Here is a 13308-nt window from a genome sequence, read left to right on the forward strand (position 1 = left end):
CATGAGTAAATTTTTGAAGTATTTCGTAATTGTTAGCATTGTTTATTTGGCCTTTATCGTTTTTGGAAAAGAAGATATTGCTTGGTATTTAAAACCTCTTTTATTGCCTTGTTTGCTATTAGCTGTGAATGAATCAAGTGAATTTACAACCAAAAAATTATTGTTATCCGCACTTGTCTTTTCTTGGATTGGAGATGTCGTTTTACTTTTTGCTGATAAAGGAGAATTGTATTTTATTTTTGGACTGGTTTCGTTTTTAATAGCCCATATTTTATTCATTTTCTTGTTTATCAAGCAAGAAGCCTACAAAACCCCAAATAAAGCCTTATTTGGTTTGGGAGTAGTATTTATCGCAGGTTATTTATTTGTAATGCTAACGGTTTTATTTCCAACCTTGGGTGATTTAAAAATTCCCGTTTCAGTCTATGCTTTTACAATTTCATTAATGCTGGTGATGGCAATTCGCGGTGGACTAACCTGGCGCAATCCAATGAATTTATTGATTTTAAATGGAGCAATATCATTTGTAGTTTCGGATAGTATCTTGGCCATGAATAAATTTTACACGGCACTACCAAATGCTTCGCTTTTAATTATGTCAACCTATTTGATAGCACAATACTTAATTACATTCGGAGTTTTGAAATTGAATGAGCAGGCTGCAAAAGAATAAATCAATTTTCACTTCATGATAAAAAATAGCAGAGCCGAATGGATTCCATTCGGCTCTGACGTTTTAAACCAAAGTCTTTTATATTTTAATGAGGTAACTTGTCTTTAAGCAAACCGTACAAATAAGTCCCTAAAAGAGCACCAAAAAGCACTACAGCGATTGCTGGAACTCCTGTGCCCAAAAGAATAAAAATAGGTCCTGGACAAGAACCCACAAGTCCCCACCCTAATCCAAACATAATACCTCCAAAAAGGTAACGAGCAATACTTTTTTCTTTATCTAAGATTTCTATAGGTTGTCCTTTATAATCTTTAATTTCTTTTTTCTTGATAAATCGAATACCACAAACACCGGTAATTACAGCAATACCAATAATTCCATACATATGGAAAGACTGAAACATAAACATTTCATAAATGCGATACCACGAAATGGCTTCAGATTTGGTTAAAACAATTCCGAATAAAATTCCAACAGCAAAAAAGCGAAATAATTTCATATTAGAAAATAATGGGGATTAAGAAATGAGCCATAACTAACCCACCAACAAAAAAACCAACAACTGCAATTAAAGAAGGAAGTTGAAAATTACTCAATCCAGAAATAGCATGCCCTGAAGTACATCCACCAGCATAAGGTGTCCCGAAACCAATTAAAAAGCCACCTAATAAAAGTAACAAAAACCCTTTAGGACTTGTCAAAGCTTCCATACTAAAAAGAGCATCCGGAAGGAATTTGCCATTAGGAGCATCGATCCCTATATGTTGTAACTGTGCAATGGTTTTAGGATTAATATCAATATTACTAGCGTTTCCTAAAAAATGATAGGCGATAAATCCTCCAACAATAGAACCCAATACAATTGCTAAATTCCATTTTTGCTCTCTCCAATCAAAATTAAAATAAGAAGCAGTCTTACTTCCACCCGACATAGAACAAATAGTTCTCAGATTGGAAGACATTCCGAACGTTTTACCAAAATAGGTCAACAACAACATTACTACTCCAATCAAGAAACCCGAAACAGACCAGTGCCATGTATTTGTAATAAACTCCATTTAAAAGTATTTTATGCAAAAATAGAAGTTTACCGCAATATTCAAAGCATAACCTTCTAAAAAACAAAAAGCACTTCCCGAAGAAAGTGCTCAAGTTGAAATTTGGACATACTTTTAAATTAACCCAACCAATATATAATGAAAAAATAGTATCCAAAATTTTGAAAGCAAAGCCTTCAAAACCAAATTTCGGTACAAATCTACAACGCAATTCGGTATAAATCCAAATTTTATAACAAAAATTCACTGTTTTGTTATTAAATATTCTCATTATATTTGTTTAAAATTTAAACCTATGAAAATATTGCCCCTTTTACTCCTTTCAACGGTTTTGATGTTAAGTTCTTGCATCAGTACTAGAAATACGATTAGAAATATTGATGATAATATTCCTGGGCCTGCCCTAAACGAAGACTATAATAGCTTTATCATTACCAAAAAAGCGACCAATAAAAAATATGCCTATAATGAAAATTATCCTGTAAATGTTGGGTTCACCACTTTGGAAGACGGTCTCAACAATCAAATACGTTTTTTAAATGCGTTAGCAGGACCTAAAGGTGAAAAGATAACCTACAAACTTGTCGATACTTGCTGTCCGTTTCCTACTAAAAAAAGTGATATGGGAGCAGGAATGTTAGATATTTTTGAAATTAATTACGAAGGACAATCGAAACCAATTCTACTCTACATCAATAAATTTGAACGAGGAGAAGTAATGATTCCTGTTGGTTTAACCAATAGAAAATAACAAAAAATCCCATCTGAATGATGGGATTTTTTTATTTCATACCTTAAGTAAGATAATTATAAACTAAATCTTTTTGCTCGGCAGTCAATTTTGCTTTTGGAGCCATTCTGTCTACTGTTACCGCCCAACCTGATTTATCATGTTTGGTCACAGGAAACAATTTATGACATCTTGCACAACTATTTTCATATAACGTTTTGCCTTCAGCTATCGCAGTTGGTAATTCTGTTTTTACTTCTTCGGTGACTTTAACTTCAGTATTAACAACAGGTGCGGTTACTTTTTTTGAACAGGAAAAAAATGCAACACTTAAAAGCGCAGCTACAAATAATTTAGTTTTCATTTATTGACTGTTTTTTGGTTTGGGTAAAAATAAAAAAATCCCAATAGAAAACTATTGGGATCATGCTTTTAATTTTAAGGAGTAAAATACATCAAGATTTATTTCACATCCATCAACTCTACATCAAAAACTAAAGTGGCATTTGGTGGAATAACTCCTCCAGCACCTCTCTCACCGTATCCTAAATAAGCTGGAATCACAAAACGTGCTTTATCGCCTACTTGTAATAAGGCAATACCTTCATCCCATCCTTCAATTACATTTCCACGTCCTAATGGAAATTCAATTGGTTTTTTTCTTGGATACGAACTATCAAACGTTTTTCCGTTTTCTAAAGAACCTGTATAATGAACCGATACTGTTTTACCTGCTTCTGCTTGTTTTCCGTTTCCTTTTTGAATGATTTTATAACGCAATCCGCTTTCTGTTTTTTCGAAACCAGCGGCTAATTTTTCCATAGCTTCTTCCGCTTGACGTTTTGCTTCCTCAATTCTTTTCAAACGAGAACCTTCAAACGTACGAAACGCTTCAATTGCATTCCACTTTTCTGCTTCTGCACCTACTCTAATAATTTCCACACTTTCCAATGCATCACCTTGAGCTACTGCATCTACCACGTCTTGACCTTCTACTACATGTCCGAAAACCGAATGTTTTCCGTCTAACCATGGTGTTGGTACATGCGTGATAAAAAATTGTGTTCCGTTAGTCCCTGGACCTGCATTAGCCATCGATAATACTCCTGGTTTGTCGTGGGTTAATGTTGGGTGAAATTCATCATCAAACTTATAACCACCATCACCTGTTCCTGTTCCAAGTGGACAACCACCTTGAATCATAAAATCGGGAATGACACGGTGAAATTTCAATCCGTCATAATATTTTTGGCCTTGAGGCTTTACTGAGTTCTCTAGATTTCCTTCTGCTAAACCAACGAAGTTACCAACAGTTCCTGGAGTTAAATCGTGAGTTAATTTTACTAAAATCGACCCTTTTGAAGTATTAAATTTTGCGTAAATACCGTCTTGCATAGTATATTTATTTAAATTTGAAGTGCAAAATTACGATAATAAATTCAAATGGACGTCAAAATAATTGGGTACGATTCGCAATACAAAAATGATTTTATTCGATTGAATACCGCATGGCTCGAAGAATATTTTTTTGTGGAACCTCATGATATTGCAACCTTTGAAAACATTGAGAAAGATATTATTGAAAAAGAAGGAGAGATTTTTTTCTGTTTGGTGAATAATGAAATAGCGGGAACCGTTGCCATGATAAAAGGAAATGATGCTGTTTTTGAATTGGCTAAAATGGCTGTCGATAAAAAATTTCAAGGAATGAAATTGAGTAATTTACTAATGGAAGCTTGTATTGCTTTTGCCACCCATAGAAAAGCGAAAAAGATATTTTTAGTCTCCAATACCAAACTTTCTCCGGCTTTAAATTTATACCGAAAATACCACTTCATAGAAACACCACTGGATTCAACTGATTATGATAGAGCGGATATTCAAATGGAATTAATACTATAATATGGAAGACTTCAACTACATCGAAATCAATAAAAAAACCTGGAACAATAAAACGGAAGTCCATGTGAATTCTGAATTTTATGATAACGAAAGTTTTTTAAAAGGAAAATCGACTTTAAACGAAATTGAATTACAACTTCTTGGCGATATTTCAGGAAAAAAAATACTGCATTTACAGTGTCATTTCGGGCAAGATACTATGAGTTTTTCGCGAATGGGCGCTCAAGCAACTGGTGTGGATTTATCTGACAAAGCCATTGAAAAAGCTAAAGAATTCAACACTCAATTAGGATTAGATGCGCGATTTATTTGTTGTGACCTTTATGATTTACCCAACCATTTACACGAACAATTTGATATAGTGTTTACCAGTTACGGCACTATTGGCTGGTTACCCGATTTAGACAAATGGGCAAAAGTGGTTGCACGATTTTTAAAACCCACTGGAAGGTTTGTGTTTGCCGAATTTCATCCGATTGTTTGGATGTTTGATAATGATTTCAAAGAAGTATTTTACAATTACTTCAATGTTTGCCCAATAATTGAAGACGAATCGGGCACTTATGCCGACCGTTACGCCAACATAGAAGCCAAAACAATCACTTGGAACCATCCAACATCTGAAGTTTTAAACGCATTAATCAACAACGGATTAGAAATCAATTGTTTTAATGAGTATGATTATTCTCCTTACAATTGTTTCAATCAAACCGAAGAATTTGAATTTAATAAATTCAGAATTAAACATTTGAAAAATAAAATCCCAATGGTATTTACAATATTGGCAACTAAAAAATAATTTATGAAAAGTATATTTAATCCTCGAGACAATCAAGAATTAATTTCAAGAATAGAAAAACTTACTCCAGAATCACAATCGATTTGGGGAAAAATGACAGTTGATCAAATGTTATCACATTGCATTGCTCCTATTGATGTTGCTTTAGGTATTCAAACAATCAAAATGCCTTTTTTACTGGGTATACTTGGAAGAATGATGAAAAACAAATGGCTTAATGCTCCAGAATTCAAGAAAAACACACCAACAGCAAAAGAATTTATTAGAATAAACCATTATGATTTTGAAAAATCAAAACAAGAACTAATTGAAAAAACTCGAAAATTTCAAGAGGGTACAAAAGTTATTACGTTGGAAGTACACCCTTTTTGGGGTAAACTTTCTGCCGAAGACTGGAATAATTTACAATGGAAACATTTAGACCATCATTTAAGACAGTTTGGAGTGTAAACCTTATTAATTTTATCTTTCCGAATATTCGGTCATTTCTAAATCTTTATCAAATGGGCTTTTAGTAAAAGGATAAACGGCTTGTTTCACATATCCTTTTGGGAAATGCGCTTCTAATAAACCAGTATCTTCTGGCCAAACATTTTTAGGTAAATAATACGTTCCAAACATTTTATCAATGAATGGAAAAATGGTAGCAAAGTTTTTGCCATAATATTTTGGGTTTTTACAATGATGCCAATGATGGTATTGTGGCGTTGCAATAATATACCTTAAAAATCCAAAATTTATACGTGTATTCGCATGAATTAAAACGGCGTGAATTGCCATAAAGATAACATACACATTAAACGTAATTGTAGAAAATCCTAAAACATACAATGGAATAAAAGCCATGCTTCGAGTAACAAAAATATCAATAAAATGAGTACGAGAACCCGCTAGCCAATCCATATTTTCTGTAGAATGATGAATGGAATGAAAACGCCACATAAAACTATGTCTGTGAAAAAAGCGGTGCGTCCAGTATTGGAATAAATCTGTTAGAAAAAATGCTAAAAACAACTCCACTGCAAAGGGCATTGATTGTATAAAATGTTGAACACTCTCTAAACCCATTCCTCCAAAAAACAGTTTTGCCGGTTGTTGTGTAATGGTTCCAAAAAACTGAATAAACAAATGGCTAATCGTGAAATAAATCAAGTCTGTACGCCACTCATTATGAAAAGTAGGCTGATCTTTTCGTTTTGGAAACACAATTTCAATGGGTACAAATATTACAGCCATTAAAAACAAATCGAGAATAAGCCAATCTAAACCTAGATGCCATGCTGTTTTATCTACAGCCCTCGCATCAACATCAAAACCTCCTAAAACTATAGTTGCAGTACAAAACAAAATTCCAATTAGCGATAATTTTTGTTTGCTACTCACTAAAAAACTAGACAAAGCAAAGACAAAAGAAGCAATGATTGAACACATTAAAAAAACCCGCATGGATTCACCTGTATAGACTTCTCTAAATTCAGGTGTGGTTAGTTCTTCAGGATATTTAAAACACAAAACGCCTAAAAAAGTTAAAATTCCTAGAAAAATTGAGGTATACCCACTTATTATTCCGTTTCCAAATTTTACACCATCTTTAATATCCATCTTTTTTTTTGGCTAATATATAAACTCATTAAATTACTTTCAACTATTTAATCAAAAAATATTGTTTGTACCTTTGCCCTTCAAAAATAGTTTATGCGCATCGATATTATTACCGTTTTACCTGAATTGTTACGAAGTCCTTTTGAAGCCTCTATCATGAAACGCGCTATCGACAAGGGCTTGGTAGAAGTTCATTTTCACAACCTTCGCGATTATACCACCAACAAACAAAAAAGTGTAGACGATTATCAGTTTGGCGGAGGTGCAGGTATGGTTATGAGTGTACAACCTATCGATGATTGTATTACGGCATTAAAAGCTGAGCGCAGTTATGATGAAGTCATTTATATGACTCCAGATGGCGAAACCTTAAACCAACAAATGGCCAATAAAATGTCGATGTATGAAAACATTATCATTTTGTGCGGACATTACAAAGGCGTTGACCAACGCGTTCGCGATCATTTTATTACCAAAGAAATTTCCATTGGCGATTATGTGCTTTCTGGTGGAGAATTAGGTGCTTTGGTCCTTTCCGATGCAATTATTCGATTAATCCCTGGGGTTTTAAGTGATGAGACTTCTGCCTTAACCGATAGTTTTCAAGACAATTTACTTTCCCCTCCTATTTATACGCGTCCGGCAGAATATAAAGGATGGAAAGTACCCGAGGTTTTATTAAGTGGCCATTTTGCCAAAATTGAAAAATGGCGTGAGGATATGGCCTATGAGCATACTAAAAATAGACGACCTGATTTACTGGAGAATGAATAATTTTAAAGTATGCAGGAAATTGAAAAAATAAAAAATGTAATAATTTTTGTTGAGAAAAATTACAACAGACAAATTTCTCCTGCCGAACTAGAAAATGTTTCCAATTATTCTTATCGGAATATTCAACGCATTTTCAAAAATATATTCAAAGAAAATATCGGAGAATACCAAAAAAGAATACGTCTAGAAAATGGTTTCAAACGTTTAATTTATTCTAATGAAACAATCTCTGATATTTCATTTTCAATAGGTTACGAAAGCAATCAAGCATTTACTAAGGCTTTTAACAAAAACTATTCCATAACCCCAAGAAAAGCAAGAGAAAACAAAGAATTGATCTTTAATGACTTTATAGCAAATATAGATTCAAAGTATGTGAAATCTGAAATTGTCAAGCTAAATTCAATTGAAGTTTATTATGATTTAATAATCACTAATGATTATGATAATTCAACAATTAATAAACTTTGGGATAAAATATATGAGAATGCAAATTATAATTGCCAAATAGATTATTATGGTGTTATTGTTGACCAACCTCTACTTTCTATAAAATCAAAATGCAGATATGAAGCATGTTTTACTAAAAGTGAAACTAACATTAAAAAAGCTAAAACAAAATTAATTGATGGTGGAAAATATATTAAATATACTCATTTCGGAAGTTATGATACTATTTTAGACACCTATCGATTTATATATAATGATTGGTTATTCCTTCAAAAATATGAAATTGATGCAAAACCAATCATTGAGCATTACCATACTGGTTCCATAAATGTTATTGATGAAGAAAAATACATAACTCACATTCTTATCCCTATAAAGTAAGGTTGTCAATTTTGGACAATAACAATTAATTTTCACACTATACTTTTGGCATATCATTAAAAAACAACAAGATATGCCAACTAAATTTACAATTCTACTACTATTAAGTTTATCATTTAATACAATAAATGCACAAACGTTTACTTTTCCAGATGAGACAGAACCTCATGAAGGCACTTGGTTAGCATGGCCACATCAATACGAATATGGAAATGCATTCCGTAATGAGAATGATGCTACTTGGGTTGCCATGACAAATGCATTACAAGCAAATGAAAAAGTGCATATTATCGCATATAACACTACCGAAAGAACAAGAATAACAACATTACTAACTAATGCCAATGTCCCATTAACAAATGTCAATTTTGTGATAAAAACTACTAATGATGTTTGGATGCGTGATATTGCAGGGATTTTTGTTCGAAACGCATCTGGTCAATTAGTATTACAAGATTGGGGTTTTAATGGTTGGGGTGGTGACTATGCTTTTGATAAGGACAATACAACTCCAACAATTATGGGTACTGCAAGTGGTTTAACACCATTAAACTTAAATTCTATTATGGTTGTAGAAGGAGGTTCTTGGGAATTAGATGGTCATGGTACTTTTTTAGCAACAAAATCCTCAATTTTATGTCAAAATAACCCTACAACACCTACTGGTATCAAAGCATTGCGCAATGTAGGAATGACAGAATCTCAAGCAAACGCAATTTTTTCTCAATACATAGGTGCCCAAAAATTTATTTGGTTAGACGGATGGTATAGTCAAGACGATATCACTGATGCACATATAGATGGATTTGCAAAATTTGCTCCAGGTAACAAACTTGTTACTATGAATCAAGCTGATTTGCTTTATTGGGGTGTGCCTCAATCGGATATAGATAAACTTTATGCTGCTTCAAATATCAACAATGTCGTATATGAAAAAGTATATATCCCTCTTACTGTAAATAATGTTAAAAAAACCAATGGTCAAGATTTAGGATACAAAGGAAGCTATGCAAACTATTATGTTGCAAATAATCGCGTATTAGTTCCTAACTATAACGATCCTAATGACGCTGTTGCTAATAGTATAATTGCTGGTATTTATCCTGGAAGAACAGTAGTAGGTATAGATTGTAGAAATTTATATGCTAATGGAGGAATGGTACATTGTGTAACACAACAACAACCACAAGCTACTTTATCAACTTCTGAATTTAATGACAATATTGATTTTGAATTATATCCTAATCCAGCTAAAAACTTAATTAATATTCAATTTGAAGCAAATGAATATCAAAATATTAAAATTGAAATATATGATTTTATTGGAAAAAAAATAGCAAGCAAAAATGAACACTTAGTCAATACTAAAAATTCAACTGTAAAAGTTGATTTAGATAATATACAAAATGGAATTTACATTTGTAAAATATTCGCAGACAACAAATTAAAAGCTACTAAAAAAATTATTGTAAAAAATTAGTATTTTTAAAACACAGCTAACATGAAAAAAATGCATTTACAAATTTTAGCTCTTATAATGATGGCTTATTCTTGTGGAGGTAATGAAGAAATTACTGAAAATTCAAACAACATACAAGAAGTTCTTTACAAAATGCCTGAAGAGTCTGATCCTCACGAAGGAACTTGGTTACAATGGCCACATCATTATCAACACGGAATCACATATAGAAATGAACTTGATGCAACTTGGGTAGCTATTACAAATGCGCTTCAAAGCTCTGAAAAAGTTCACATTATAGCATATGATACAACCGAGAAAAATAGAATTATTAGCTTACTAAATAATGCCAGTGTACCCTTATTAAATGTAGATTTTACCATTCATCATACAGATGATGTTTGGGTAAGAGATAACGGACCCATATATGTTAAAGACAAACAAGGTAACATAGTTATTGAAGATTGGGGGTTTAACGGATGGGGAGGCAAATACGATTACACAAATTGCAATGCGATACCATTATTTATAGCCCAACAAACTGGAAAAACTAAAGTCGATTTAAACAACATAATGATTAATGAAGGAGGTTCTGTTGAAATTGATGGCCATGGTGTTTTAATGGCTACAAAAAGTTCTGTAATTAGTCAAAGTCCCGCAAACTCTGTTAGAAATCCCGGTATGAGTCAAGTACAAGCCGAAGCAAACTTTACAAAGTACTTAGGAGTAACAAAATTCATTTGGTTAGACGGAGGATTCAGCTCTGATGACGTTACCGATATGCATATTGATGGCTTTGCACGATTTGCACCTGGAAATAAATTGGTTACAATGAGCAATTCTGACTTAGCTAACTGGGGATTATCTGCATCTGACATTGACAAATTAAATAATGCTACAAATAAAAATAATACAGCATATACAAAAGTCGTTTTGCCATTAACTCAAAATAACGTTACCACTCAAACTGGTGTGGCCTTGACATACAAAGGAAGTTACATTAATTACTATATTTCAAATGGCAAGGTATTAGTTCCAAATTACAATGATCCTAACGACACTGTTGCCAACAATATTATTGCGGGTTTATACCCAGGAAGAACTGTAGTAGGTATTGATGTAAGAAATTTATATCAAAATGGAGGTATGGTTCATTGCGTTACACAACAACAGCCATTATAAAAATCACAAAAATTAGTTTGAATTTAAGATTTTATTCGTACTTTTGCCCCCACATTTGACCAACCTCTGGCGAAAACCGTGAATGTTGCTTAGATTTTAAACCATAATATTTATAAAAATGGCAAATTTATTAGATTTCGTAAACAACGAATTATCTGCAAGAAAAGATTTCCCTGCATTCGGAGCTGGTGATACTATCACTGTATACTACGAAATTAAAGAGGGTGAAAAAACAAGAACTCAGTTCTTCAAAGGAGTTGTAATTCAAAGAAGAGGAACTGGAGCAACTGAAACTTTTACAATCCGTAAAATGTCAGGAGCTGTTGGTGTAGAGCGTATCTTCCCAGTGAACATGCCAGCTTTACAAAAAGTTGAATTGAACCAAAGAGGTAAAGTTCGTAGAGCTCGTATCTACTACTTTAGAGATCTTACTGGTAAAAAAGCAAAAATCAAAGAAAGAAGAAGATAATTCACTTTCTGAAGTTTATAAAAATGGTCCCGATATTCTCTCGGGACTTTTTTTTATATTTTTTTCAGCACATAAGTAACAATTCCCCAAATAATCAATTCATTCTCTTCTGTAATTTTGATGGGTTGAAACGCTTCATTTTCAGGGACAAGACAAATGGAGTTCTTTTCAATCTTTATGCGTTTTACAGTAAAATCCCCATCGATATAGCAAACTGCAATTTTATTGTCAGCAGGTTCTAAACTTCGATCAATTACTAAGACATCGCCATCAGCTATACCTGCCCCTATCATAGAATTACCACTCGCTTTCGCATAAAACGTAGCCGATTTATTTTTCACTACAATCTGATCCAAACTGATACGCACTTCATCAAAGTCGGCAGCAGGTGAAGGAAATCCCGCTTTAATTCCCGCAGCAATGAAAGGCATCTCTAAATTACTATCCGTATTTGGAGCAAAAATCTCTATTTTTTTTGACTTTAACATTTCAGAATTAGCATTTCATCAATTTGAGTTGTATATCTATTCGATAAGTGATTTTGTTTCATTTTCCAGGTTCTATTCATATCCTGATTCGCAATTTTAAGTTTTCTATCGCCCATTTTTAAGCGTATAGCATCCATTACTTTCATCAATTTTTCGTGCTTCGGATTTTCTTCTTCAAACAAATCAAATTGCTTCTGATTTTGTGGCACGATTAGCGTTAAAATGACTCCCGCCTTCGTATACGATTCGCCTTCAATATAAATCTCTTCAAGAACTTCAATGGCCTTCTGACTTAATGTTAAGGCCGATTGCGTGGCAAAAGGAATTGTTTTGTATACCGTAAAATACGATTTTCTTCTTTCTTCTATCGAACATTTTTTCAATAGAAAAACCGAAATCCCATAACAACATGATTTTTGCTTTCTTAATTTTTCGGATGCAATGGTTGCAAAAGTGGAAATACGTTCTTTTAGTTCTGAAAAAGCAACAATTGAATGTTCAAACGATCTGGTTATGGCGATATTCTTTTTAGCTTCTGAAAAAAAATCCAATTCTAAAACCGAAATGCCTAACAACTCCAGTCGCAAACGATCTCCCACAACGCCCATTAACTGCTTGATAGTTTTCTCATGTTGCGGTTGCACAAAATCGAGAGCCGTTACGATTCCTAAAGCTGTTAACTTCTTGGAAAGTCTGCGACCAATTCCCCAAACATCCTCAATCTTCGTCCATTTCAACGCTTTAACTCTTTTCTCTTCCGAATCAATAACATAGACTCCGTTTGTCCGTTCTTTGAACTTTTTCGCGATTCTATTGGCAATTTTGGAAAGCGCCTTGGTAGGCGCAAAACCAATACAAACTGGAAGACCCACCCATTTTTGTACTTTCTTTTTAATTTCTAATCCACAATCTGTATAATCCCTTTGATAGAAATCGTCAAATTTTAAAAAAGCCTCGTCAATACTGTACACTTCAATCGCAGGCGTAAAATCTTTCAAAACCTCCATAACGCGTTGACTCAAATCGCCATACAAAGCATAATTGGAAGAAAACACCTTTACGTTGTGTACCGCAAACAACTCTCTAAATTGAAATTCAGGCGCTCCCATAGGGATTTTTAATGCTTTAGCCTCTTCACTTCTTGAAATAACACAACCATCGTTGTTCGATAAAACAACAACAGGCTTATTTTCATATTGTGGCTGAAAAAAACGCTCACAAGAAACATAAAAATTATTACAATCGACTAATGCATACATCCTACAAAAATACAAAATATTAAATTTAAGCCCTTCTAATTTTGCATTTCATAATTGCAAATAGGCAAAATTTATAAATCCG

Annotated in this window: 17 protein-coding genes; 10 read left to right on the forward strand and 7 right to left on the reverse strand. The window is 33.3% G+C overall.

What is annotated here, in order from left to right; translation table 11 throughout:
• The first annotated feature begins 1 nt into the window (after window position 1).
• Window positions 2-673: a lysoplasmalogenase gene (locus EQG63_RS08020; protein WP_129435836.1), complete on the forward strand. Its 672-nt coding sequence runs from the start codon at window positions 2-4 to the stop codon at window positions 671-673.
• 85 nt (window positions 674-758) lie between these two features.
• Here the strand turns inward: EQG63_RS08020 and EQG63_RS08025 are convergent, their stop codons facing one another.
• Both EQG63_RS08025 and EQG63_RS08030 read right to left on the reverse strand, forming a co-directional pair.
• Window positions 759-1172, reverse strand: coding sequence for a DUF6691 family protein (locus EQG63_RS08025; RefSeq protein ID WP_129435837.1), 414 nt, complete (start codon window positions 1170-1172; stop codon window positions 759-761).
• 1 nt (window position 1173) lies between these two features.
• Window positions 1174-1731, reverse strand: a complete 558-nt coding sequence (locus EQG63_RS08030) for a YeeE/YedE family protein (protein ID WP_129435838.1) — start codon at window positions 1729-1731, stop codon at window positions 1174-1176.
• Between the two features lie 295 nt (window positions 1732-2026).
• On the opposite strand from EQG63_RS08030, the gene EQG63_RS08035 reads away from it, so the two are divergent.
• On the forward strand, window positions 2027-2482 hold the full coding sequence (locus tag EQG63_RS08035) for a 2-dehydro-3-deoxyphosphooctonate aldolase (protein ID WP_129435839.1): 456 nt from the start codon (window positions 2027-2029) through the stop codon (window positions 2480-2482).
• A gap of 43 nt (window positions 2483-2525) precedes the next feature.
• Here EQG63_RS08035 and EQG63_RS08040 read toward each other — a convergent pair whose 3' ends face one another.
• Both EQG63_RS08040 and EQG63_RS08045 read right to left on the reverse strand, forming a co-directional pair.
• The gene (locus EQG63_RS08040) at window positions 2526-2825 is read right to left on the reverse strand and encodes a c-type cytochrome (protein WP_129435840.1); all 300 of its coding nucleotides are present in this window, start codon (window positions 2823-2825) and stop codon (window positions 2526-2528) included.
• A gap of 98 nt (window positions 2826-2923) precedes the next feature.
• Window positions 2924-3856 carry a peptidylprolyl isomerase gene (locus EQG63_RS08045; protein WP_129435841.1) on the reverse strand — a complete coding sequence of 311 codons (933 nt, stop codon included), beginning with the start codon at window positions 3854-3856 and terminating at the stop codon, window positions 2924-2926.
• A 48-nt stretch (window positions 3857-3904) separates the two neighbouring features.
• On the opposite strand from EQG63_RS08045, the gene EQG63_RS08050 reads away from it, so the two are divergent.
• From EQG63_RS08050 to EQG63_RS08060, 3 genes are read left to right on the forward strand one after another with little or no spacing between them, the layout of a single operon-like run.
• Window positions 3905-4363: a GNAT family N-acetyltransferase gene (locus EQG63_RS08050; RefSeq protein WP_129435842.1), complete on the forward strand. Its 459-nt coding sequence runs from the start codon at window positions 3905-3907 to the stop codon at window positions 4361-4363.
• Between the two features lies 1 nt (window position 4364).
• Window positions 4365-5162, forward strand: a complete 798-nt coding sequence (locus tag EQG63_RS08055) for a class I SAM-dependent methyltransferase (protein WP_129435843.1) — start codon at window positions 4365-4367, stop codon at window positions 5160-5162.
• A 3-nt stretch (window positions 5163-5165) separates the two neighbouring features.
• Complete coding sequence (locus EQG63_RS08060) at window positions 5166-5612, forward strand: DUF1569 domain-containing protein (RefSeq protein WP_129435844.1); 447 nt, start codon at window positions 5166-5168, stop codon at window positions 5610-5612.
• Window positions 5613-5624: 12 nt separating this feature from the next.
• Here the strand turns inward: EQG63_RS08060 and EQG63_RS08065 are convergent, their stop codons facing one another.
• Window positions 5625-6764 (reverse strand): sterol desaturase family protein, encoded by a 1140-nt coding sequence (locus tag EQG63_RS08065; RefSeq protein WP_129435845.1) that lies wholly within the window; start codon window positions 6762-6764, stop codon window positions 5625-5627.
• A gap of 93 nt (window positions 6765-6857) precedes the next feature.
• Between EQG63_RS08065 and trmD the strand changes: the two genes are divergently transcribed.
• From trmD to rplS, 5 genes are all read left to right on the forward strand, one after another.
• Window positions 6858-7538 carry a tRNA (guanosine(37)-N1)-methyltransferase TrmD gene (trmD, locus tag EQG63_RS08070; RefSeq protein WP_129435846.1) on the forward strand — a complete coding sequence of 227 codons (681 nt, stop codon included), beginning with the start codon at window positions 6858-6860 and terminating at the stop codon, window positions 7536-7538.
• Window positions 7539-7547: 9 nt separating this feature from the next.
• Window positions 7548-8369 carry an AraC family transcriptional regulator gene (locus tag EQG63_RS08075; protein WP_129435847.1) on the forward strand — a complete coding sequence of 274 codons (822 nt, stop codon included), beginning with the start codon at window positions 7548-7550 and terminating at the stop codon, window positions 8367-8369.
• A gap of 73 nt (window positions 8370-8442) precedes the next feature.
• The gene (locus EQG63_RS08080; protein WP_164974482.1) at window positions 8443-9849 is read left to right on the forward strand and encodes an agmatine deiminase family protein; all 1407 of its coding nucleotides are present in this window, start codon (window positions 8443-8445) and stop codon (window positions 9847-9849) included.
• Between the two features lie 30 nt (window positions 9850-9879).
• Complete coding sequence (locus tag EQG63_RS08085) at window positions 9880-11010, forward strand: agmatine deiminase family protein (protein ID WP_317125546.1); 1131 nt, start codon at window positions 9880-9882, stop codon at window positions 11008-11010.
• A 118-nt stretch (window positions 11011-11128) separates the two neighbouring features.
• On the forward strand, window positions 11129-11479 hold the full coding sequence (gene rplS / locus EQG63_RS08090) for a 50S ribosomal protein L19 (protein ID WP_129435849.1): 351 nt from the start codon (window positions 11129-11131) through the stop codon (window positions 11477-11479).
• Between the two features lie 53 nt (window positions 11480-11532).
• On the opposite strand, the gene EQG63_RS08095 is transcribed toward rplS, so the two are convergent.
• Complete coding sequence (locus tag EQG63_RS08095) at window positions 11533-11967, reverse strand: LexA family protein (RefSeq protein ID WP_129435850.1); 435 nt, start codon at window positions 11965-11967, stop codon at window positions 11533-11535.
• Window positions 11961-13241, reverse strand: a complete 1281-nt coding sequence (locus EQG63_RS08100) for a Y-family DNA polymerase (RefSeq protein WP_317125547.1) — start codon at window positions 13239-13241, stop codon at window positions 11961-11963. Before EQG63_RS08100 ends, EQG63_RS08095 begins: the two co-directional genes overlap by 7 nt.
• Between the last annotated feature and the right edge of the window lie 67 nt (window positions 13242-13308).

Source organism: Flavobacterium amnicola (assembly GCF_004122165.1).
Taxonomy (GTDB): Bacteria; Bacteroidota; Bacteroidia; order Flavobacteriales; family Flavobacteriaceae; genus Flavobacterium; species Flavobacterium amnicola.

What these genes read in the sequence shown, in the direction of transcription:
- EQG63_RS08020 (WP_129435836.1), top strand. Translation starts at nt 2, where the DNA reads ATGAGTAAATTTTTGAAGTATTTCGTAATTGTTAGCATTGTTTATTTG.
- EQG63_RS08025 (WP_129435837.1), bottom strand. Translation starts at nt 1,172, where the DNA reads ATGAAATTATTTCGCTTTTTTGCTGTTGGAATTTTATTCGGAATTGTT.
- EQG63_RS08030 (WP_129435838.1), bottom strand. Translation starts at nt 1,731, where the DNA reads ATGGAGTTTATTACAAATACATGGCACTGGTCTGTTTCGGGTTTCTTG.
- EQG63_RS08035 (WP_129435839.1), top strand. Translation starts at nt 2,027, where the DNA reads ATGAAAATATTGCCCCTTTTACTCCTTTCAACGGTTTTGATGTTAAGT.
- EQG63_RS08040 (WP_129435840.1), bottom strand. Translation starts at nt 2,825, where the DNA reads ATGAAAACTAAATTATTTGTAGCTGCGCTTTTAAGTGTTGCATTTTTT.
- EQG63_RS08045 (WP_129435841.1), bottom strand. Translation starts at nt 3,856, where the DNA reads ATGCAAGACGGTATTTACGCAAAATTTAATACTTCAAAAGGGTCGATT.
- EQG63_RS08050 (WP_129435842.1), top strand. Translation starts at nt 3,905, where the DNA reads ATGGACGTCAAAATAATTGGGTACGATTCGCAATACAAAAATGATTTT.
- EQG63_RS08055 (WP_129435843.1), top strand. Translation starts at nt 4,365, where the DNA reads ATGGAAGACTTCAACTACATCGAAATCAATAAAAAAACCTGGAACAAT.
- EQG63_RS08060 (WP_129435844.1), top strand. Translation starts at nt 5,166, where the DNA reads ATGAAAAGTATATTTAATCCTCGAGACAATCAAGAATTAATTTCAAGA.
- EQG63_RS08065 (WP_129435845.1), bottom strand. Translation starts at nt 6,764, where the DNA reads ATGGATATTAAAGATGGTGTAAAATTTGGAAACGGAATAATAAGTGGG.
- trmD (WP_129435846.1), top strand. Translation starts at nt 6,858, where the DNA reads ATGCGCATCGATATTATTACCGTTTTACCTGAATTGTTACGAAGTCCT.
- EQG63_RS08075 (WP_129435847.1), top strand. Translation starts at nt 7,548, where the DNA reads ATGCAGGAAATTGAAAAAATAAAAAATGTAATAATTTTTGTTGAGAAA.
- EQG63_RS08080 (WP_164974482.1), top strand. Translation starts at nt 8,443, where the DNA reads ATGCCAACTAAATTTACAATTCTACTACTATTAAGTTTATCATTTAAT.
- EQG63_RS08085 (WP_317125546.1), top strand. Translation starts at nt 9,880, where the DNA reads ATGCATTTACAAATTTTAGCTCTTATAATGATGGCTTATTCTTGTGGA.
- rplS (WP_129435849.1), top strand. Translation starts at nt 11,129, where the DNA reads ATGGCAAATTTATTAGATTTCGTAAACAACGAATTATCTGCAAGAAAA.
- EQG63_RS08095 (WP_129435850.1), bottom strand. Translation starts at nt 11,967, where the DNA reads ATGTTAAAGTCAAAAAAAATAGAGATTTTTGCTCCAAATACGGATAGT.